Source organism: Priestia sp. JSM ZJ58 (assembly GCF_044383985.1).
GTDB classification, from domain to species: Bacteria; Bacillota; Bacilli; order Bacillales; family Bacillaceae_H; genus Priestia; species Priestia zanthoxyli.
This window is the reverse complement of sequence record NZ_JBISEM010000001.1, coordinates 3665921-3688373: the sequence shown is the minus strand read 5'-3', so window position 1 is coordinate 3688373 and position 22453 is coordinate 3665921. Positions and strand designations below refer to the sequence as shown.

General features: G+C 38.4%; 19 protein-coding genes. 13 read left to right on the top strand and 6 right to left on the bottom strand.

Features of this window, described 5'->3' with window-relative positions; genetic code table 11:
* Positions 1–242: 242 nt before the first annotated feature.
* From ACH6EI_RS19115 to ACH6EI_RS19095, 5 genes are all read left to right on the top strand, one after another.
* Positions 243–3272: an efflux RND transporter permease subunit gene (locus tag ACH6EI_RS19115; RefSeq protein ID WP_108674464.1), complete on the top strand. Its 3030-nt coding sequence runs from the start codon at positions 243–245 to the stop codon at positions 3270–3272.
* Positions 3273–3438: 166 nt separating this feature from the next.
* Positions 3439–3612 carry a hypothetical protein gene (locus ACH6EI_RS19110; RefSeq protein ID WP_182028386.1) on the top strand — a complete coding sequence of 58 codons (174 nt, stop codon included), beginning with the start codon at positions 3439–3441 and terminating at the stop codon, positions 3610–3612.
* A 91-nt stretch (positions 3613–3703) separates the two neighbouring features.
* The gene (locus tag ACH6EI_RS19105) at positions 3704–3877 is read left to right on the top strand and encodes a hypothetical protein (RefSeq protein ID WP_033578251.1); all 174 of its coding nucleotides are present in this window, start codon (positions 3704–3706) and stop codon (positions 3875–3877) included.
* A gap of 105 nt (positions 3878–3982) precedes the next feature.
* Positions 3983–4246 (top strand): autorepressor SdpR family transcription factor, encoded by a 264-nt coding sequence (locus tag ACH6EI_RS19100; RefSeq protein WP_013055788.1) that lies wholly within the window; start codon positions 3983–3985, stop codon positions 4244–4246.
* A complete protein-coding gene (locus ACH6EI_RS19095; RefSeq protein ID WP_108674465.1) occupies positions 4247–4885 on the top strand; it encodes an SdpI family protein in 639 nt (212 codons plus the stop codon). It begins immediately after the preceding gene.
* Between the two features lie 149 nt (positions 4886–5034).
* Here the strand turns inward: ACH6EI_RS19095 and ACH6EI_RS19090 are convergent, their stop codons facing one another.
* Entirely contained in the window at positions 5035–6027 is a 993-nt protein-coding gene (locus ACH6EI_RS19090; protein WP_108674466.1) for a DUF3231 family protein, read from the bottom strand.
* Positions 6028–6180: 153 nt separating this feature from the next.
* Complete coding sequence (locus ACH6EI_RS19085) at positions 6181–6696, bottom strand: cupin domain-containing protein (RefSeq protein ID WP_108674467.1); 516 nt, start codon at positions 6694–6696, stop codon at positions 6181–6183.
* Positions 6697–6958: 262 nt separating this feature from the next.
* Between ACH6EI_RS19085 and ACH6EI_RS19080 the strand changes: the two genes are divergently transcribed.
* From ACH6EI_RS19080 to ACH6EI_RS19045, 8 genes are all read left to right on the top strand, one after another.
* The gene (locus ACH6EI_RS19080; RefSeq protein ID WP_108674468.1) at positions 6959–7177 is read left to right on the top strand and encodes a hypothetical protein; all 219 of its coding nucleotides are present in this window, start codon (positions 6959–6961) and stop codon (positions 7175–7177) included.
* Positions 7174–7434 (top strand): hypothetical protein, encoded by a 261-nt coding sequence (locus tag ACH6EI_RS19075; protein ID WP_108674469.1) that lies wholly within the window; start codon positions 7174–7176, stop codon positions 7432–7434. Before ACH6EI_RS19080 ends, ACH6EI_RS19075 begins: the two co-directional genes overlap by 4 nt.
* Positions 7435–7718: 284 nt before the next feature.
* Positions 7719–8465, top strand: coding sequence for an alpha/beta fold hydrolase (locus ACH6EI_RS19070; RefSeq protein ID WP_098627330.1), 747 nt, complete (start codon positions 7719–7721; stop codon positions 8463–8465).
* 305 nt (positions 8466–8770) lie between these two features.
* The gene (locus ACH6EI_RS19065; protein ID WP_098627331.1) at positions 8771–11302 is read left to right on the top strand and encodes an EAL domain-containing protein; all 2532 of its coding nucleotides are present in this window, start codon (positions 8771–8773) and stop codon (positions 11300–11302) included.
* A 57-nt stretch (positions 11303–11359) separates the two neighbouring features.
* Positions 11360–12004, top strand: a complete 645-nt coding sequence (gene folE / locus ACH6EI_RS19060) for a GTP cyclohydrolase I FolE (RefSeq protein WP_394530565.1) — start codon at positions 11360–11362, stop codon at positions 12002–12004.
* A gap of 48 nt (positions 12005–12052) precedes the next feature.
* Entirely contained in the window at positions 12053–12982 is a 930-nt protein-coding gene (locus ACH6EI_RS19055; RefSeq protein ID WP_098627333.1) for an NAD(P)/FAD-dependent oxidoreductase, read from the top strand.
* 531 nt (positions 12983–13513) lie between these two features.
* The gene (locus ACH6EI_RS19050) at positions 13514–15958 is read left to right on the top strand and encodes a sensor domain-containing protein (RefSeq protein ID WP_394530566.1); all 2445 of its coding nucleotides are present in this window, start codon (positions 13514–13516) and stop codon (positions 15956–15958) included.
* A 267-nt stretch (positions 15959–16225) separates the two neighbouring features.
* The gene (locus ACH6EI_RS19045) at positions 16226–18547 is read left to right on the top strand and encodes a hypothetical protein (RefSeq protein ID WP_394530567.1); all 2322 of its coding nucleotides are present in this window, start codon (positions 16226–16228) and stop codon (positions 18545–18547) included.
* A 91-nt stretch (positions 18548–18638) separates the two neighbouring features.
* Here ACH6EI_RS19045 and ACH6EI_RS19040 read toward each other — a convergent pair whose 3' ends face one another.
* From ACH6EI_RS19040 to ACH6EI_RS19025, 4 genes are all read right to left on the bottom strand, one after another.
* A complete protein-coding gene (locus tag ACH6EI_RS19040) occupies positions 18639–19736 on the bottom strand; it encodes a flagellin N-terminal helical domain-containing protein (protein ID WP_098627336.1) in 1098 nt (365 codons plus the stop codon).
* 229 nt (positions 19737–19965) lie between these two features.
* A complete protein-coding gene (gene pcp / locus ACH6EI_RS19035) occupies positions 19966–20607 on the bottom strand; it encodes a pyroglutamyl-peptidase I (RefSeq protein ID WP_397377811.1) in 642 nt (213 codons plus the stop codon).
* A gap of 14 nt (positions 20608–20621) precedes the next feature.
* A complete protein-coding gene (locus tag ACH6EI_RS19030; RefSeq protein ID WP_394530569.1) occupies positions 20622–21587 on the bottom strand; it encodes a DUF979 domain-containing protein in 966 nt (321 codons plus the stop codon).
* The gene (locus ACH6EI_RS19025; RefSeq protein ID WP_394530570.1) at positions 21588–22292 is read right to left on the bottom strand and encodes a DUF969 domain-containing protein; all 705 of its coding nucleotides are present in this window, start codon (positions 22290–22292) and stop codon (positions 21588–21590) included.
* Positions 22293–22453: the final 161 nt, after the last annotated feature.

The window sequence follows — 22453 nt, the reverse complement described above, 5'->3', positions numbered from 1 at the left end:
TTCTTCTTCTTCTTTCACTTACTACATGTGGGACGCCGGGTATCGGCGTCTTTTTTTTTGCTGTAAAAGAGCTGATTATATAATCAAACGCATATACATAAATGATTTTGTTCAAATAATGGGACTTTTTACAAAAATAAGTCTTTAAATGGTAAGTAACATTAGGTATAATTTAGGAGTTATTTAGCATATTTTAGAAATGTTTGACTGAGTTTGTACGAAAAAGTGAAAGGGGATATTTCATGTCATGGCTCACCAAATGGTCCTTTAAAAACAAAGCGGCTATTACCATTATGTCTATTTTAATTTTAGCTTTAGGAGTTATTAGTTATTTTACACTTCCGATGGAGTTCCTGCCGACCGCTGATCAGCCTCAAGTGTCAGTAGTAGTTATGGGGCAAGGAACGGATGCGGATTCTATGGAAAAACAAGTTACGTCACCGATTGAAGACGCGGTAGCCGGTGTTAAAGGAAAAAGCAACGTGTATTCGACAACGGGAGACGGCTATTCCAAAATCGATATTTCATTTGAATCCAAAACGGATATGAAAGAAGCAAAAACAAACGTCCAAGAAGCGCTGTCTTCGGTGCAGCTTCCAGCCAGCGTATCAAAACCTAATGTTATTCAATTAAATACCTCTATGATTCCCATCGCAGATATTTCACTCACATTTAAAGAAGGATTAACAAGAGACAATCTGGATCTTGCAGAGAAAAAACTGATCCCTAAATATAAAGACATTAAAGGCATTGCCAGTGTTCAAACATATGGAACAGCGGATTCCTACGTGTCTATTAAAGTTGATAATAAAAAATTGTCACAAAAGAACGTGACGATTGATAAAGTCATCAGCGTGTTAGAAGGAAAAAACACGTCCCTTGCAGTTGGAGAAAAAGTCATTAATAACAAGTCGAGCAACATCAATGTAACAGGTAAAGTTGACAGCTTGGACAAAGTGAAAAAGCTGCCGGTTGCACAGGGTGTAACGCTAGGCGACCTTGCAAAAGTAGAGGTCAAAAAGCCTGAAGGCGTCGTGACGCATATTAACGGAAAAGATGCACTTTTACTTATTGTGACAAAAGACAGTCACTCAAACGCCGTTAGCATTACAAAAGAAGTAAAAAAACTTTCTCAGCAAATTAACAAAGACTATAACGATGTGAATGCTTCTGTATTTTTTGCAACAGGGGATAGCGTACAAAACTCTGTTCATTCCATGATGAAAGAAGTGTTGCTAGGCGCACTTTTTGCGACTATTGTCATCATGCTGTTTTTACGCAGCGTTCGCTCTACGTTTATCACAATTGTATCCATTCCGCTATCGCTTTGCTTTACGCTTTTCTTATTATCCAAATCAGGCGTCACGCTTAATATTTTAACGCTTGGAGGAGTAGCGGTAGCAATTGGGAGATTAGTAGATGATAGCATTGTTGTGATTGAAAACATCTTCCGGAAAATGCAAAAAGAAAAGTTTTCGCTTGGTTTAATTATTGATGCCACAAAAGAAGTAGGCTCTGCTATTACCGCTTCTACGTTAACGACAGTAGCCGTCTTTTTACCAATCGGCCTTGTAAACGGAGGGCTTCAGGACTTTATGCTTCCGTTTGCTCTAACGCTGACGTATTCGCTGCTATCTTCATTAATTGTGGCACTTACGGTTGTACCGTTAATGAGTGCAGGATTATTAAAAAATGAAAAAATTCGCAAGCACAAGCAGCCGGTTCGTTTTACAAAAGTCATTACGTGGTCGCTTAATCATAAATGGGTTGTGCTGCTGCTTTCGCTGCTTTTATTTGTCGGATCTATTGGCGCCTATACGATGATGCCTAAAGGAGCGGTTGATAACTCTTCATCTGATTTTGTAGGCACAACGTTAAGCTATCCAAATAATACGCCAATTAAAACCGTAGAAGGAAAATCACTGCAGCTTGAACGCTATATTTTAGCTCAAAAAGAAGTGAAAGAAGTATATATGCAGCTTGGTAATACGGCCGAAGGAGCCAAGTGGGGAGACGTTGGTTCGCCTACTGAAGCTACGTATACGATTACCGTAAAAGACGGTGAAAACACGGATTCGCTAATGAAACGAATTCAAAATCAAAAGAAGCTCTATGACGGAGGAGATCTGAGCGTCAGTGCTGCTTCACTAATGGGAGCGTCTACTACTTCCATTACCGTTGATGTAATTGGAAACGACATGAACAAGTTAGAAAAAACGGCAAGCAGCATTAAGAAAGAAATCAGCGATATAAAAGGAGTAGACAAAGTTTCTACGAACCAAGACGAAAAGAAAACCATTTACTCTTTAGACGTAGATCCAACAAAAGCAAACACGCAGCAAGTAGCGCAGCAGCTTGGCGTTATGCTAAATAAAACACCGATTGGAGCGATAGATTTAGAAGGCAAGCAAGCAAACGTACTTCTTGAATCTGTCTTAAATCCAACGTCACCAAAAGAGTTAAAAGATATTTCTATTATGACAGAAACAGGACCGTCACCTGTTTCAAAAGTGGCTTCGCTAACGCAAGCTGAAAAGCCGACCAATCAGTTTCATAAAAATGGAGACCCGTATATTCAAGTAACAGCGGATGTCAATCCAGAAAAGCTTTCAGAGATTAATAAAAACATCCAAACAGCGATTTTTGGAGACGGTAAGAGTAAAGGGTTATCCATTTCAAAAGATGTTGACGTTGTAATCGGCGGAGCAAGCACGCAGCAAGGAGAAGATTTCTCTGACTTGTTCATTACCATGCTCGTGTCGATTGGTATTGTGTTCTTAATTATGGTCATTACGTTTAAAACAATCCGCACGCCGTTTGCGATTTTATTCTCACTTCCGCTTGCAGCGATTGGTGCCATTTTAGGATTATTAATCAGCCGCATTCCAGTAGACGTAACGGCTTTACTTGGAGCACTGATGCTGATTGGTATTGTTGTAACCAACGCCATTGTACTATTAGACCGTGTGAAGCAAAATGAAAAGAAAATGATTATGCGCGATGCGATTGTTGAAGCAGCCGCTACTCGTATGCGTCCAATTGTCATGACGTCCGCTGCTACGATTTGTGCGATGCTGCCGCTTTTATTTAAACAAAGCGAAAGCGGAAGCCTCGTTTCTCAAAGTCTTGCAGTCGTTGTAATCGGAGGATTGGCCGTTGCGACTCTGCTTACACTTGTAGTTATTCCGGTTGTGTATGAACTGCTTCACTTCAGAAAATCGAAAAAGCAAAGAATACAGCAAAAACAGCAGGAAGACGTAACGCCGCTATAATGTTTAAAAGAGGTTAGGACATAAGTAATTTAGTTGAAGGAAGAGGCTGGGACAAAAGGATTTTAGACAAAGTGAAAACCGAACCATTAATCAAGATGTTTGATTCGTGGTTCGGTTTTTTTGTTAGGGTAAACATAGGTTTCATGTGTGTAAGTCTTTCTAGCAGTTGATTGGAGGGCAAGGCGAAGACTCCTGCGGGAAAAGCGGAACAGGTGAGACCCCGCAGGAGCATATGCGACGAGGAGGCTCAGCGGCCGCCCGCGGAAAGCGAAGCCTTGCACGGAAATCAACTGCGGTGTCACAAGCGGCTCAGCTCATTCTCTCATTTGTTTGTCTTTAGCTGGAATTGATTTGGTTACGTTCCAGCCTCTTTTTTATGAAACTTTTTGACTAGTCAAACGTATAGTTAGATAAAGAAATGGAGGGATAGTATGTTTCGAATAAAAGAGCGATGTTCCGTTTGTCAAAAAGAAATTCAGCCGAATGAAGAAGTATGGATGAGAATGAAGTATCCAAGTAAAAGAGGAATGACCGAAATCAAAGCTTTTTTACATCAAGAGGCGCAGTTTGTATGCATGGACTGCTTTGGAAAAACAAAAAAATGAGTCAAATGCACGTGTTCTCTTTTCAAAATATTGACATAGTATACTTTATAGTTTAATATTTAGATAATTATCTAAATACTTAAATATGATGGAGATGAACTTCAATTGAATGAAACGTTTAAAGCCTTAGCGGATCCTACTCGCAGAAAGATTTTAGAGCTGCTAAAAGAGCGGGATTTAACCGCAGGAGAAATTTCCGAGTATTTTAATATGACCAAACCAAGCATCTCAAATCATTTAAAAATCTTGAAGCAAGCGGACCTCGTTCAAGATGAAAAAAGAGGGCAGTTTGTGATTTATTCGTTAAATACAACCGTTTTTCAAGATTTAATCGGCTGGTTTTTCAGCTTTCAGAAAGGAGAGAATTAAATGAAAAAACACGTATTTCCTTTAGGTATTACTCTTTTAACACTACTTGCATGGCTGATTGCACTGCCGCATCTTCCAGCTACAATGCCCATTCACTGGGGAGCAAATGGAGAAGCAGACGGGTTTGCCACAAAGATAAATGCAATGATTTTAACAGTAGGAATCATGGTACTTATTTATTTTGTCATCGCCTTTGTTCCGCGAATTGATCCGCGTAAAGAAAACTATAAGTACTTTTCAAAAACGTATAATATCCTGTTAAACGCCGTACTGCTATTATTCTTTTTTGTAAATATGAGCACTATTTTACAGGGACTGGGCTATAACGTGCCGATGTCGTACATTGCTCCGATTATGGCTGGACTCGTTTTTATCATTATCGGAAACTACTTGCAGCGCGTGCGCTCTAACTATTTTATGGGGATTCGTACACCGTGGACATTGAGCAATGAAAACGTATGGAAAAAGACGCACCGGTTATCCGGAAAGATCTTTTTTATCGGCGGACTGCTGATTCTTATTAGCGCTTTTTTACCTGATGGATACAAGTCAGTTATCATGTGGGGGAGTATCGTTCTGTGCGTGGCGATTCCTTATCTGTATTCGTACCTGGCGTATAAAAAAGAAATGAATATGTAGTCATACCAAAAAATCCGGTGAACACACCGGATTTTTTTATGGATAACATATCAGCCGTAACGCCACCGTTCGTGTCACGCCGGCTGATGAGAATAAATACAGCATAAAGTATGAAACGCGTTTCAGGTCAAGAGCTGCTATGAAAAAACTTACATTTCTTTACGATCGCTTGCTTCAGGCGGCTTTTCAATCCAGCCGTTTTTAATCATCACTTCGCTGCATCGCCCCGCTACTTTTAAGTCTCTTAAAATACACGCTTCACAGTGCCCGACAATATCAAGCCTCATACTAGTAGTCATTGCCGTTGCGTAATAGGTAATGGCTACTTTAAACATTGCGCCTGCGTGAAACGTCATCAGCTTTTCTGAAAATGGCGCGTGCGTAGACGTGGTGATTTCATTATCCAAAAGCGGAGGCGTATGAAGGTTTTCTTCGTGCATAATGGAAGAATAAAGCTCAATATGCTTGTGAGCCACATCAAGCCCCGTCTCCATGACTTTCCGCACGTCTTTTCGTTTGCTCACTTGTTTAAAGGCAATTAAAAGCGCTTTGGTTGCCATGCTTTTGCGCAAATTAAAATAAATATTTCCGGCTTCCGTTGCGTTTAAAAGGCGCTGCTTTCCTACAAAATCAAGAGCGTAAGTCAAATCTGTGATCGGCTCTTGTTGTTTCGGATTTAAAAAATAAGGAGCCGGCACATAAAGATTTTTTGCTAAAAGTAGGTCGAGAGACCGATTATATACTTCCATCACGTCCAAATTACACTGATGATAATAATCTCGAAGATCTCGGCGAACGGACACGCTAAATGAAATGCCGTATCCTGCCAAGCCGTGAATCGTCATGTCGTGAAGATACTTCAGCCAAAACGAGTCTGTAAAAAGCGGAGGTGCGTGCAAGTCCACATCTTCATCTGTAAAACCTTTTGGCAGCGGAAAATGTTCAGCATGAAAAATGGCAGTCAGCAGCTCAATATGCTTTTTCGATAGCTCTAGCGAAAAGGCAAACAGCGACCGAATCTCTGCATCCGTGCCCGTTGCTAGAACGTGTTTCGCTACACAAACCGCCAGCGTATCCTGCTGATACTGCGCGCATAGACTCGTTATTTCAGGCGAAGTCAAACGCTTGCTTTCTGCGTTCAATTGGCTTTCCTCCTATCTATAAAAATGGTACGTATTTATAAAAAACAGATAAGTATAGTGTGAACAAGGGTGTGTTAAATTATTCCACATTTAAATTGAAATCAAAATAGAAAAAAGACCCGCCCGGTAAAGAGCAGATCTCTATGTATTGGTTTATTTTTTATTCATTTCTTTTTCAATTTTAGGGTAGGTAATGCCGTATTTTTTAGAGACGGTAACTAAACTGATAATTTCTTCTTCAGTAGGTGGTCCCACTTGCGGCAGAGGAGCATTTTCGGGAACGGAAGTACCGAGTTCTTTAACGAATGAATCAAAGCCGGCAGGAGAAGCAGTAAGGATAAATTCTGTTTCTTCTGGTCCGGTCACAAAGCGGTGCTGAATACCTCGAGGAGCAAAAACATAATCGCCCGCTTTTGCTTCAATTATTTCTTCTCCTATGTAGAAAATCATTGATCCGCGCTTTACGTAAAACGTTTCGTCTTCATGTTCGTGAAGGTGAAGCGGAGGACCTTGGTTTGCTGGTTTCACTACGTGCGCCACGGCGTAAGCTCCGTTTGTATCTTCACCTGATACAAGAAGCGTTACTTTTTCATCAAGAAAATGAAATGTGTTTTGATCGTGTGGGGTACGGTGAAAAGCGTTTGTTAGCTGATTATGAGTTGTTTCCATCCTTTTATCTCCTTAAAAAACATATTTTGAGATTATTGTATACTAATATGAACGTTTTGTGTGCGGAATAATAGTTAAAAAGAATTATTTATTTACATTTATTATATTTTTATAGTTCCATTGTTATTGTTTGTGGATTTTCAATAGAATTTTCCTCAATTCTACATGCTAAGAATTTCCTCTATCTATTTTCCAAAACCACCCAATATGCTAGCATAAATATAGACTCGTTAAATGGATAAGGTGTAAAAGGAGAGTTTTTATGAAGTTTTTTAAAGATGCGTCTAAACGGGAGCATCAAAATTGGAATAAAGCTGTGTCGGCAGGTTTTTATGTACTTTTATTGCTGCTGTTTGTGAACGTAATAATGTATGCCTATAATGGCGCCGAGTTAGTGTCGTCATTTTCGATGTTTTGGACAGGGATGATTGTGACGTTTGGCTATCAGTTCATTTTAAATAGAAAAAGTGAGAAAAAATGAAAAAACAGCCCTGGCACCGTTCAGAAAAATTTTTGATGCTGCTGTGCTTTTTTGCACCACCTATTGGTTATATAGCGGTGGTAGTGAATAAGAAAAAGCTAAGCCGAGAACAGTGGCTGAGTAACTTAACGGTAGCGACTATTATCATGTCCATATGGATGCTGAAGTTTTTACCTCATGAGTGGGGACTCATTATTTTATTAACGGGAGTTGGAATCTACTGGTATCACCGGATTTTGAAGAAGTTTAAAAAATAAATACGTCCCGTTATAAAAGGGTTTTATCCATTTTTAAACAAGCAGTATAAAATGTTTCGAGATAAATACAAAAAATGCTGTCTAAGCATTTTTTGTATTATTTTTTTGTTTTGTTAGTAGTATAATAGTAACCGTTGATAAATGAGTATATAGAATTATTTTTTTAAAAAAACAGTGTTTTTGAACGTTTTATTTCGTGATTTAATTATTTATACCATAGGTTGTAGGTGTAAATGACTTTTGACCTAATATAGTGAAAATACGACAGCTGAGGTACTCGGAAAATGAAAGATGCCATTATTTTTTTGCATGGAATTGTAGGAAATCAAAGTGTATTCGCTAAAGAGATGGACGTATTAAAGAAAAACTATTACTGCACTTCATATGATTTTTATCCTTTAAAAAATATAAACCTGGATGATTCGTTTTCATTGCAGGCGTTTGTTGATCAGCTCTATATGCACTACATACAAATGAATATTAAAAAAGCTCATTTGTGTGCACTGAGTTTTGGCTGTCTTATTGCTCTGTCATTTGTACAAAAGTATCCACATATGGTAGCCAGCTTAACGTTTGTAGGAGGCTACTGCTGTAACGTTCCTTCTGTATATCATACCAATCTCCTTCAGCTGATGAATAGAAGAAGACAGCTTAGTTATAATGAGTGGTTAAAAGAGTGCGTTCGAGCGCTTAACCCGAATCGAAAAGAAATTCTAGAAGACTCAGAAGCTATATTCTTGGAAAGTGCACGTTTGCTACAGCCTTCTTTGTTTGAAAGAATAGTGCAATTAAATTTGGAGGTAAACTCTGAATTTGTATTGCGTGAAGTGAACGTTCCTATTTTATGGATAATGGGAGAGTACGATGAGTTATATAAAGGAACATTAGTGAACTTAAATCAATACGTCCCTCACGTACAGTATGAGGAGGTTAAGAGTGCTGGTCATGTAGCACACATCCACCAGCCCCTTCAATTTATGCAGATTTTTAAACGTTTCCTTCGTCAACAATCTTTTGGAAAAATAAGTTGAAACCATTCTTTTTAAAACCTTAGACACGTATCAGACAAATTTTTCTCCTTGATATTTTAGAGAAAACAGTTAGAATATGATAAGAATATAAATTTGTTCTAAAGATGTAAATAAAAGTTTTTATTCATAGATTTTTGCATGTTTTATAGTGATTTTAAATTGAGCCAACCAACGAGGTTGGTTTTTTGCATGAATTCATTGTTTTGAGTGAAAATGTGAGCATATAGTCCGATGTAAATTTAGAACACATGAATATGTTTTTAAAAGAATTAGATCAAGTCTTTAACAACAGGAGGCCATCACGAGTGTCGATAAAGAAAAAGTTATCGCTATTTTTTACTTTGTTGGTATTGTGTATTCTACTGGCGAATAATACGCTGCACTACATTCGGTCAAAAAATAGATTGATAGAATTTAACCAAAAGGAAATTACGCTGGTGACAGAAGAAATTGGGTACGAAGTAGAGAATTCCAAAAACAGTGCTTTATATTTGGAAGATCGAATGGGGCAAGAATTAAGAACGGCTTCCATTGCGATACAAAATTCGTTACCTGCTGACTACCATGATATTAGCAATGAACAATTAAAACAATTAGCTGAAAAGGTAATGGTATCCCACATTACATTACTAGCCCCTGTAGGAGACGATATTGTAGGGGTGAGATCTTCTGATGCTGATGAAGTCAATATGTCTACAAAGGAGTGGGGATTTTGGTATACGTCTTTTAAACAGCTTCTTTCTAAGCAGCCAGTTACGACGACGCGAGGGGTAACTCTGCCTCATTTCTGGAGCGGGCCAATTGAAGTGGCTTCTAGTAACCCTGATCACATTGATAAATGGGGTTATTATTACGACGGGTCTACTAATTATATTATAAACCCTTATTTCCGCGATAATCATGTGTTTGATGTTGAAAAAAAGTTTGGTCCAACGAATGTTATGAACCGTTTCACCAAAAAACTTGATGGTGTTCTTGAACTAACTGTTTTTAACCCGGAAACGTTCGGAGAGAAAAATCAAAACGTATATTTGAATGGAAATAAATACATCAGAATAGATGATCGGCCCATTTGGTACGGAACATATATGTATCGAAACACCTCCCATGACAAAAAGTTAATTCACAATGCCTTAAAAACTGGGAAATCCCAAAGTTATCTCACTGAAATCAATCATAAAAAAATACTAAAAACATTAGTACCAATTAAAGAAAAGAACTCTCCAACCTATGTAATAGGCGTTGTCTATGACTACGGACTTATTGAAAAAGAACTGCAGCAAGAATTAATCAAACATTTATTATTGTCTCTTCCTTTTATCTTTCTTGTGCTCGTTACAAGCTCTATTTTCTCAACATCCATCACGCGGCCTATTAAACGTATCATGGGGCATGTGAATCAAATCGCTAAAGGCAACTTTGGCAAGGTGCTGAATACAAGAAGGAAAGATGAGTTGGGAGGGCTCGTGGCAAATATCAACGATCTTTCTCATTTTTTGAAAACATATGTGGACGATTTAAAAAAGAGTCAGGAAGAAAGCGAGTATCATGCATACCACGATTTTTTGACAGGATTGCCAAACAGAAGGTACTTTAAAGAAGAATTAAACAGGCGATTAATTGAGTCGAAGGATAAATCCATTGATCATGTAGCCGTACTATTTATGGATATAGATCGATTTAAAGATATTAACGATACATTAGGACATTCAAAAGGAGACAAGCTCATTCAAATAGTAGCTAACCGCATTAAAGAATGTCTGCCTTCTTCTGACAGCTTTCTTACAAGGCAAGGAGGAGATGAGTTTGTTATTTTGTTTAGCGACTTTGCTCCAAACGAAGTTAATTGTATCGCCGAGAAGATGCTTGCATATGTTCAGCAGCCTTGCTACATTGACAATGACGAAATTTTTGTCAGCGTGAGCAGCGGTTTAAGCTTTTATCCGAATCATTCTACGAACTTAGACACACTTATTACGTATGCAGACGTGGCCATGTATGCTTCAAAAAGAAACGGCGGAAATAAGGTAACGATTTACCACGACTCTTTAATTAAGAAGCAGACAGAAAGGGTACAAATCGAAACGCGCTTGCGAAAAGCTATTCAAAAAAGTGACATTGACGTTTACTATCAGCCGAAAATAGAAGGGAAGCGCAATGTGATAACCGGCGTAGAGGCATTAGTTCGCTGGAATGACGCAGAGCTTGGATTTGTTTCTCCGGAAGTATTTATCCCTATAGCAGAAGAAGCTGGTTTGATTCACTCCTTATGGGAAGTTGTCATGAAGAAAGCTTGTTCTCGAGTCAGCAAATGGAATAAGGATCTGAAGGAAGAAATAACGCTAGCGGTTAATTTTTCTCCGCGGCAATTTCAAGATCCGATTGTGTTGGTTAATAAAATCAACCAATTTCTTTCGCTCTATAATTTTAATCCTGCTTGGTTTGAAATGGAAATTACGGAAAGTACACTGGTGACGAACGCGGAAGAAACGATTAAAGCTTTACATTTATTAAAGAAATATGGTATATCAATTTCTATCGATGATTTTGGAACCGGCTATTCTTCGTTGAGTTATTTAAAAAAATTACCAATCGATTGTTTGAAAATCGACCGGTCTTTTATTCAAGATATTCAAGAAGATTACAGCAACAGTGAAATTGCCAAGGCGATTATCAGCCTGTCTCAAAGCTTAAAGCTGCAGGTAATCGCAGAAGGGGTAGAAGAAGAATATCAACAAGCGTTTTTAATAAAAAATGGCTGTGATCATATGCAGGGATACTTGTTTAGCAAGCCCCTTCCTGCAAAAGATTTTGAAGCAGCGTTTTTAAATTGCTGAAGCAAAACCATCATTTAAAAATAAACTTACTAAGAAAAGGGAAGAGGAAATAGAAATATGGCACTTAGTACACAAAATTTAATTGCTCAACAATTTTTAGAAACAGTAGGCACGAATTCAACTGAAATAGATAAAAAAATAGGTCAAGCTGACACGTTTATGAATGCCGTGAAAGAACTCATTGATTTATGCGGAGATAATCCGGAAAGAGACGGTCTTGAAGAGACGCCGTACCGCGTGTTAAAGGCATTTTTAGAATACACAGAAGGCTACCGAGAAGATCCGAAAGCTCATTTGGAAAAAACATTTGATGTGAATCACAATGAATTGGTGTTAATACGAGATATTGAATTTCACTCAATGTGTGAACATCACTTTGCGCCGTTCTTTGGCGTTGCTCACGTTGGGTATATACCCGATAAAAAAATTACAGGTTTATCTAAGATCGCTCGTACAGTAGAAGGATACGCAAAGAGATTTCAGGTTCAAGAACGTCTAACAAATGAAATTGCAGATGCAATCGAAGAAGTGTTAGAGCCGAAAGGAGTTATGGTAGTTATTGAAGCGAAGCATATGTGCATGTGCGGAAGAGGAATTAAAAAATCTTCAGCTTCTACAGCCACTTCATCCGTTCGGGGAACATTTATGGAAAAACCAGAGGTTCGAGGAGAATTTTTATCTCTTTTACAGCGACAAATGTAAAGAAACAAAAAGCCATATAAGCTGAGAAGCAGAAGCGAGGTGAGCTGTATGCAACATGTTGACGTACTGATTATTGGCGGAGGACCCGCTGGTATTTCTGCTGCCGTGTGGTGTAAAAGGCTAGGCGTTGAGTGCTTGCTTCTTGAAGAGCAGGCACAGTTGGGCGGACAGCTGTTTACGATTTATAATGAGATTATTGATTATCCCGGAATACAAGCGGAAAATGGAATTGAGATGCAGCGTAAAATGGTTCAGCATTTTATCGATATGGACTGCTTATATGAAGCGAATACAAAAGTAATTTCCATTGACGAATGTTCTAAAACAGTAAAAGTAAAGCAGCAAGAAACAGAAAAAGAAATTAGCTATACGTATCTTATTTTAGCAACGGGCTCTAGCCAGCGAAAGCTGGGAGTACCGGGTGAACAGCAAATGATTGACCGAGGAGAAGTGTATTCAGCCTCAGCAGACGGTGAACGGTTAACAGGTAAAAGGGTTGCTCTTATTGGCGGAGGAGACCGGGCTTTTGAAGGAGCATACCTTTTAGCATCACAAGCAAAACAAGTATATCTGATTCATCGTTCTACGCATTTCAAAGCAAGAGAGCAATACGTTGAAAAAGTTCTTTCCGATCCCCGTATTAAGGTAATGACTGATACTGAAGTGACGGCTATCCATGGAAAGCATCACGTCACATCGATCGATTTAAAGCGTAAAAACAGTGAATGGCAAAAATTATCAGTAGACGCAGTGCTGATTAGACTAGGCGTAGCCCCCAATGTTGAACTCATTAAAGAAAAAGTTACGACTACACAAAGCGGGCTTATCGTTATCAATGAAGTGCATCAAAGCAGCAATCCATCTATTTATGCCATTGGAGACGCGTGCACGACTCCCTTGTTTTCTAGTATCAGCTCTTCAGCCGGTCAAGGAGCGGTTGTGGCCAAGCATTTATCGAGTCTCTTGAATGAATCATAATATCAAAAAGCATCTATCAAATCGATAGATGCTTTTTTATGTAACATAGTAAAAGAAACACAAAAGAAGTACGTTCACAGGCAGACAAATCGTTTGGAAAAAAGCAATGTAGTTTTTAGGCGCAGCGCTTATTCTTTTTACCAGTATACACTCGGTGATGAAATTAAAAAGAACGATGATGCAAGACACCATTATATACGCCCAGACGTTCTGCTGAAACAAACGGGTAAAAAGAGGCGAGAAAAGAAGTAAAAAAGCAGTGGTTTGAAAAGAACCTCTAGAAAATAGATCATGTTTTTTAGCACTGTGAGTCACGCTATCCCTCCTTTACATGTTTTATTTTACTAAATGTTGAAGCTGAAAAAAACGTTTCAATTATCCCTACCTGATATGTTCCTTATTTAGGGAAAGTAGAGTAAAATATATCTCAAATGTAGCTTATTGTAATAGTATAGAAGAAATAGATAAAGAGATAAAAGGAGGCCGCATGAGACCTTGCCAGATAAAAATACGGAGAAGGAGCAGTCGATCATGATAATCAAACATCTTGATCGTTTGAATACACAGCTTTTAAAAGAATACAGTGAAGGTATTTTTTTAATCAACTGTGAAGGCGATATCATGTTTAGCAACCGAGCAGCCTTCAAGCTAACAGGAAACGAGCACAAAGAAAAAAGCCAGCAGCTGACAGCTCTTATACATAAATCAAAACAACAGCAAGCACAAGATCTCTTTCAACTTGCTTTAAAAGGAGAAAAAGTTCAGTTTTCGACGATAATCTATCACAAAACAAAAAAAGAACTTCATTTATATATCACTCTTATTCCTATTATCGTAAATGAACAAGTAGCGGGTGTTTATGCCGTATGCCGAGATGATTCAAAAGAGCAAGAGCGCTCCAATCACATTTCTCAATTAGAAACGCATTTAAAAATGGAGCAAAAGCTTGCGAATGTAGGAAGCTGGTATTATGACGTCATGAAAGATAAAAGCTACTGGTCGCCTCAGCTGTATAATATTTGCGGATTAAATCCTAATCAGCACTTTACTCCTTCTTTAAAGAACGTTCTTCAATTCGTCAATCGCTGTGACCAAAAAAGATTAGAAAAAGCCGTTATGGAGGCACTTTCGACGGGAGGAAGCTACACAATTGAATATACACTGCTGCGGCCGAGCGGTGAAGAACGTACGGTATTTGAACAAGCGGATGCGGTAGCAGACGAGCAGGGAAACGTCATACAGCTGATTGGTGTTGTTCATGACATTACAGAATCAAAAGTGATTACGAATGAATTAAAGCAAAAAGAACAGCAGTTTCAAACGATTTATAACAATTTAGAGGCCGGAATATGGTCTGTTGATGTGCAAAGCAGTAAAGTGATTGTATGTTCAAGTGGTGTAAGCAACATTTATGGAGAAGATGCGGCTAAATTTTTAGGAAATAGAGACCTGTGGGAAAGCTTTATTCATTTAGAAGATAAGCCAGCTGTTGCAAAAACGCAGCATCAATTACAAAAAGGAAAAATGATTCGTCAGCAGTATCGAATCTCCACAAAAACAGGAGAAATGAAATGGGTAAAAGATCGATGCATTCCAACGCTTGACGAGAACGGAAAGCTAGTGCGCATAGATGGGATTATTGAAGATATTACCGCAGAAAAAAAGTATATAGATCAAATCGAATATCTTGCAACTCATGATTATGTAACGAACTTACCGAATCGAAGAAAGTTTGAAAGGGAATTAAAAAACTTTATCCGACAAATGAAAAAAGAAAGAGATTCATTAGCAGTCTTTCATTTAGGACTGAATCGTTTCAAACATATTAGTGATACATTAGGCCATGAGGTTGGCGATCGCTTGCTGCAGTGTATTGCTAATCGCTTAAAGAAGTTCGTGACGCCCCGTGTGATGCTAGCGAGAGTAGGAGAAGATACGCTTGCGGTTTGCTTTTTATCTCTTGCACACATCAATGAATGCCAAAAGCTAGTTGCGGCTCTTTTTCAAGAAATCGAAAAAGAAATTACCGTTGATGACTTTTCTCTCTACGTCACAGCCAGTATAGGAGTCAGCATCTACCCGCATGACGGAGAAGATGTAAAGACGCTATTAACCAATGCTAACCTTGCTATGCGGCGTGCGAAAGAAATCGGACGAAGCGACTGGCAGCTGTATTCGCCGTTAATGGACAGCGAGACGTATAAAAGCTATCATCTGGAAACAGGACTGCGCAACGCACTTCTTAAAAATGAATTTTTTATTGAATATCAGCCAAAGGTTCATACAAACAGCAGAGAGATTGATAGTATTGAAGCGTTAATTCGCTGGAATCATCCGGAATGGGGACGCGTATCACCGGAAGACTTTATTCCTTTAGCAGAAGAAACACATTTAATTATTGAACTCGGCGACTGGGTGATCGACTACGTCTGCAAGCAGCTGCAGCAGTGGAAGAGTCAAGGCTTACAAGTCGTTCCTGTTTCAATTAATGTCTCGTCTAAGCATTTGCTGAAACGAGGGTTTGTAGAACACGTTCAACAAACGTTAGCCCGTTACAACATCAACCCTTCATTTATTGAATTTGAAGTGACGGAAAGCTCCATTATTCAACATGAAGAACATGTAAAAAAAGTGATGGAAAAGCTAAAGAAAATTGGCGTCACGTTTGCTTTAGATGATTTTGGCACTGGTTTTTCCTCGTTGTCACATTTAAAAGACTTTGAATTTAATACGCTCAAAATCGATAAAACGTTTATCCAACACGCTACGGATAAAGGAAAGCAGCAGGCCATTACAAAAGGCATTTTGTACTTAGCTCATGCTCTTAACATGAAAGTGATTGCAGAAGGCGTTGAAACACAAGAGCAGCTTGAATTTTTACAAAAGCATAAATGTTCCTTCATTCAAGGCTATATTGTCAGTCCGCCAGTTGCTTATAAACAAATTGCGAAATATTTAAAGAAACGATTTTTATAAAAGGTGATGTCTTATTGAGACATCACCTTTTTAGGTTTGAATATGGTTTCTAAGCGGTCAAATTAATAGACGGATACTTACTACCACTCTTGTTTTTTATAACTAAATTGATTGAGGGTATACTATATGACAAGTTTTTCGAATTCTATCATCATACTCAGTTTAACTGCTTTAAAAAATAAAATGGTAAAATTATAGGTTTTTATATCTATATTTAGATAAATATTGTAATATAAATAGGTATTTTATAATAATGGAGGTATATGGATGATTTTATCAGTACGAAAAATGATTTTATTCTGTGTTATCGTAGCTTTTAGTTTATTGGGAACTAAACCAATTTCTACGTATGCTGCGATTTCCAATGCTGTACCAATAGAAGTAAATAAAGCATATAGTGGCGCACTACATGAAGGGAAAAATGAAGAAGATTTTTATAAATTTTCGTTACCTAGTGACGGCAATGTAACCTTGTCTATGAAGCAAAAGGCAGGTGTTACATGGAATGTAACCATTTTAAATAATAAAGGTGAGGTATTTGAATCCCTGCAAACTGATGACAGTGAATTGATTGAAGGGAATGCTGCAGTTCAAGTTGGGCTCCCAAAAGGAACTTATTTTATTCAGATTAGTCCATATAGCTCTGACTCTTATAATCAACGTTATGAATTTAAAGTGGGCTTTGCAGTCAGTAATAATTATGAAAAAGAGTTTAACAATAGCTTAGCTACTGCAAATGCTATGAATGTAAACCAAAGCTATAAGGGAACTTTAAGTGATGGTAATGATCAAGATATTTACAAAGTGACAGTGCCTAATGATGGAAATGTAACGCTATCAATGAAGCAAAAGACGGGCATTAGATGGTACGCTTCCATTCAAACCAGTAGCGGTAAAGTGATGGAAGAGTTAACTACAGACGATAGCGAATTGATTGATGGATACGCTTCAAAAGAAGTAGGCTTACCAAAGGGAACGTATTATGTTCAAGTTAGCGATGATTCTTATTCAGAAAACGAACCATATGAAGTAAAAGTAGGTTTTGTCAAAAGCGATAATTATGAAAAAGAATCTAATAATAGTTTAACAGCAGCTAATAAAATGAATCTTAACCAAAGCTATAAAGGAAGTATTAATAGTTCAAATGATAAAGACGTATATAAAGTTGATCTTCCAAGTGATGGGAATTTGACACTTTCTATGAAGCAACGAGCTGGAGTGAGATGGAGCGTTAGTATTTTAAATCCTAAATCTCAAAACTTTGATAGCTTTATTACAGACGATAGTGAACTTATTGACGGATACGAAACGATGCAAGTAGGCCTGCCGAAAGGTTCGTACTATATTGCAGTCGAGCCTGATAGTTATTCCGAAGATGAACCGTATGAAATAAAGACAGCTTTTGCAGCAACCAATACTTATGAAAAAGAGTTTAATAACACTTTAACTACAGCTAATTCAATTAATCTAAATCAAGTATATAAAGGAACAATAAATAATAGCAATGATAAAGATATTTATAAAATAGTGGTACCTAACGATGGAAATGTAGCGTTATCAATGAAACAGAAAGCAGGAGCAGAATGGCACGCGCAACTTCAAAACAGCAGTGGATATGTATATAAAGATTTTATTACAAATGGAGATGAGCTAGTTTCTGGAAATGCTTCAGTCCAAACGTGGTTGAAAAAAGGAACTTACTTTGCTGTTATTGAAAACGATAGTTATACAGAAGATATTCCTTATGAATTCATCACATCTATGAAATCACCTGCTTTAAAAGCATCTCAAATTAAAGTGACAAATAATAAAGGAAAAGATGATGTGATTGCAGTTTCAGGAATTTCCAAGGGAGACATTGTGAAAGTATATAACACAAGCTCAAAAGGAACACTTTTAGCATCTAAAACATCAACAGGACCATCAGCTACACTCACAACAAAACAAGTGGGAGAGAAAGCTGGGAAAGTATATGTAACAGTTTCGCGTTCAGGAATGAGTGAAAGTGATCGAGTAGCAGTCGGGTTCTCTGGAGAGCAGTCTAATGCTTTATCATCATCACAAGTAAAAATAACGAACAATAAAGGAAAAGATGATGTAATTTCAGTTTCAGGAATTGCTAAGGGAGACATTGTGAAAGTATACAATGCGAATTCAAAAGGAACGGTTCTTGCATCTAAAACATCAACAGGATCATCAGCTATACTTACAACAAAACAAGTGGGGCAAAAAGCAGGAAAAGTATATGTAACAGTTGCACGTTCAGGAATGACTGAAAGTGTGCGAACTGCAATTTCATTTGCTGGAGAACAATCCAATGCATTACAGTCGTCTCAAGTAAAGGTTGTGAACAATAAAGGAAAAGTAGACAGTGTAACCGTAAGTAAAATTTCTAAAGGTGATGTTGTCAAAGTATATAATGCAAGCTCAAAAGGTACGTTGCTTGCAAGCAAGGAGTCAGGCGGAATATCAACAACGTTATCGATTAAGCAGCTTGGGCAGAAAGCAGGGAAAGTGTATGTGACGACTACAAACCCAGGCATGACTGAAAGTACACGAACAGCTGTTAACTATAGTGCAGAACGATAAGTCAGTTTATATTGGTGAGCTTTTTATTATGACTTCTAATATAAACAAATAGAAAAGAGTCTCCGTTACGGAGACTCTTTTTTAATACCAATTAACGTAATAATTGAAGTACGTTCTGCGGTTGCTGGTTAGCTTGCCCTAACATAGCTTGAGACGCTTGAGAAAGAATTGAGTTCTTAGTTTGCTCCATCATCTCTTTCGCCATGTCCACATCACGAATACGTGATTCAGATGCCGTTAGGTTTTCTGATTGGTTACTTAAGTTATTGATAGTGTGTTCTAAACGATTTTGTAAAGCTCCCAAGTTTGAACGTTGAGTAGAAACAGTATTAATAGCGTCACCGATTGTATTAATAGCAGATTTAGCTCCCTCACGAGTGCTCACATCAATACCGTTAATTCCTAACCCTGTAGTACCCATATTGTTAATAGAGAGACCTACTTCTTGGTCAGCGTTAGCTCCGATTTGGAATTTGGTTTCACCTGAAAGTACAGTGATTTTTTTGGTGTCAGTTTCATCACCAGCAATAGTATATCCTTCGTTGGTCTTCATTGTAATGCCTAAATCAGAGAAATTTAGAGTTTGAGCGCCATCTTTTAAAGATAAAGTTTGAGCTTTTGCATCTGCGCCTGTTAAAGTAATAGTGTTTTCCGTATTATCAACAGCAATTGTATATTCTTGAGCTTTAGAACCTGATGTTGTAATACTTGCTACTCCTGCTACAAAAGCATCTGTATTAGTAGTGTTAGTATCAATCTTAGAACCTAATGTACCATTTAAAAGTGTTTTTCCATTAAATTGAGTTGTGTTAGAAATTCTATCTACTTCTTCTTTTAAAGCTGTAATTTCAGAGCTGATGGATTCTCTGTCTACATCATCTTGATTTGTATCATTAGAACTTTGAACAGCGAGTTCACGCATGCGTTGAAGGATATCAGCAGTTTCATTTAATGCGCCCTCAGCAGTTTGGATTAATGAAACGCCATCTTGAGCGTTGCGCCCAGCTTGATCTAACCCGCGAATTTGTCCACGCATCTTTTCAGAAATAGCTAGACCTGCTGCATCATCAGCCGCATTGTTAATACGCTGACCAGAAGACAATTTCTCCATAGATTTTGCTTGTGCATTGTTAGCTGTGTTGTACTGACGGTACGTGTTTAAAGCTGTAATGTTGTGATTAATTCTCATTTTCCTTACCTCCGTATAATGGTTTTACTTCTTGGCTTACATCCTTGTATGCAAGAAGTTTCTCGCCCTTGGACGAGATAAAAGTAATTGAACATATTAAGAAAATACGTTCATACTATATATCGACTGAGAGGTAAGGTTGTTTAGAGCTTTCATTAATTTATTTAATGAAAGCTCTGTACATATATATAAAGAAAAACCAGCTCTTTTTATGAACTGGTTTTTAGTATTAATGAGTAGCTCCACCTGAAACTAAAATGTCATCTTCCGTTACGATAGTGGTTTTTACAATGGAAAACACTCCCTCCACAATCAAATCCAGCGACATACTAGCTTTCGCAGGATGATTCACAGCTTGTTCAGGAAGGTAAGGAATATGAACAAATCCTCCTTTAATACAGCAGTTTTGAATCATATTCATCAGTCCATAAAACACGTGGTTACAGACAAACGTTCCAGCCGTTTGAGAGACGCTGCTTGGAATGCCTGCTTGGCGCAAGTTTTCGACAGCAGCTTTGATGGGCAGTGTCGAAAAGTATGCGGCGGGGCCGTTTACGATAATAGGGCGGTCAATAGGCTGTTGACCGATGTTGTCAGGAATTCGCGCGTCGTCTACGTTAATGGCCACGCGTTCGACCGTAATGCCTTCTCGGCCGCCTGCTTGTCCAATGCAAATGACGATAGAAGGGCTGGTTTCTTCTATATACGTATGAAGCTTTGCGATTGATTCACCAAAAACAGTAGGAAGAGGTTTAGCGATAATGTGATAGTCTTCAACAGCTACGCCGTCTAGAGCTTTTACTGCTTCTAAGGACGGGTTAATACTTTCACCTTCAAATGGTTCAAAGCCAGTCAGTAATACAGTTGTCATTCTATTACTCTCCTTTAAAAGTGATATACAAGGTAGTACATTAATAACGTATTCACAACAAAAACGGATAAAGCGATCGGCACTTGCGCTTTAATCACGGCGTTTTTGTCTTTTAATTCAAGCAGCATGGCAGGCACGATGTTAAAGTTGGCTGCCATTGGCGTTAACAGCGTGCCGCAGTAGCCAGCAAACATGCCAAGAGCTGCCATAATCGCTGGATTTCCTCCGTGCATATGTACAATCAGCGGAAGTCCAATACCTCCTGTAATAACGGCAAACGCAGCAAAGGCATTTCCCATGACAATCGTAAATAGCAGCATTCCTAGACAATAAGCCAGCACAGCAACAAACGCATAGTTAGTCGGAAGAATGTCACTTACAATATCTGATACTACTGTTCCAACGCCTGATTTTGAAAAGATGCCGCCAAGCGCTGCGAGCATTTGCGGTAAAATAACTGCCCAGCCAACTGCTTGAAGCAAGCGGCTTCCTTCTTTAACAGGCACGTCCATTTTTGCTTTTGTGACGCCCATTGAAGCGACAAATGCAATAACAGCTGCGATTGCCAGTGAAATTAACGTGACTTTTTCTGGATCAATTAACGCCCAGTTTCCAAATTTAATTTTCCCAAACAGAAGGGTGCCGATAATTGTAAAAATAGGAATAAATAAAGCCGGTAAAAAGATTTTGTTTTTTAATCGCTGCGCGTGAGCCACTCGTTCTTCAGCAGGTGTTTCGGCTTCATTAGATTTAGTTACACGATTAAATGAAGCAAGCAGCACCATAATAATGACTAAACATCCTACATAAAAAGGCGGAATCACGTTGCCAAATAAAAACGTAACGGAAAACAACACCCAAAATAGAGAAGACCCTAAACGGTTAGGATGGTTGTGATCGCGTGCGATTCGAATCGCGATAAAAGCGACAATAATACCGAGTAAGTAGTAAATCGTATCGAGCGTCAGGATGCTTTTCATTTAGCTCGCCTCCGTCTTTGAAGATGATGTTGGGTTGTGTTTGGTCATTTTTTTGTGAATTCTGCGGTCTAACTGACGGAAGCGAATGGTGCTGATCAGCAGCGCTGCGATGGCTGTTGGAATGCCCCAAAGCGCCATATCCCAGACGTCGACATGAATCCCTACGGAGTCAAAAAATCCTTTCATTAAAAGAATTCCACCCGTTGCGATAAAGATATCTTCTCCGAAAAACCAGCCCGTATTTTCAGCCGCGGCTGCGTGAGCTCGAATATCTTCTTTGACTTTAGGCGGAAGCTCTCCGTATTTGGCACGAGCCGCACCTTCAGACATCGGCGCCACTAGCGGACGTACGGATTGAGCATGTCCTCCGATATTTAAGCCGACTGCGGCTGAGATTTCACGGATAAAAAGATATATAAGTAAAACATTTCCAGAAGAAGCGTTTTTCGCTTTTTTGATCAGGACTTCCGCTTGTTCCTTTAACCCGTATTTTTCTAACACGCCAAAGATAGGAAGAGTAAGTAAAATAGCCATAGACATATAGCGGTTATCGACAAAGAACTGACCAAACATCGTGATTACTTCATGCAGTGACAAACCTGACACAAGGCCCGTCACGATGCCTGCAACAGTCACAACAAGCAGTGTATTTAAACGAAATAAAAATCCCACTGCCACTAGCAAAACCCCAATTAATTTCAACATAAAAAATCCCCCTCCAGTATGTATAGACCGTGCTGCAAATTCACCTCCTTTGTTTTCCTAGAAAAACAAAGATGTTTCGAGTATAAACAATTCTGAAAATTAAAACAAGATGCTTAAGGCATAAAATAGTTTTATTGGTGAAACAAAATTATAGAAGGAAG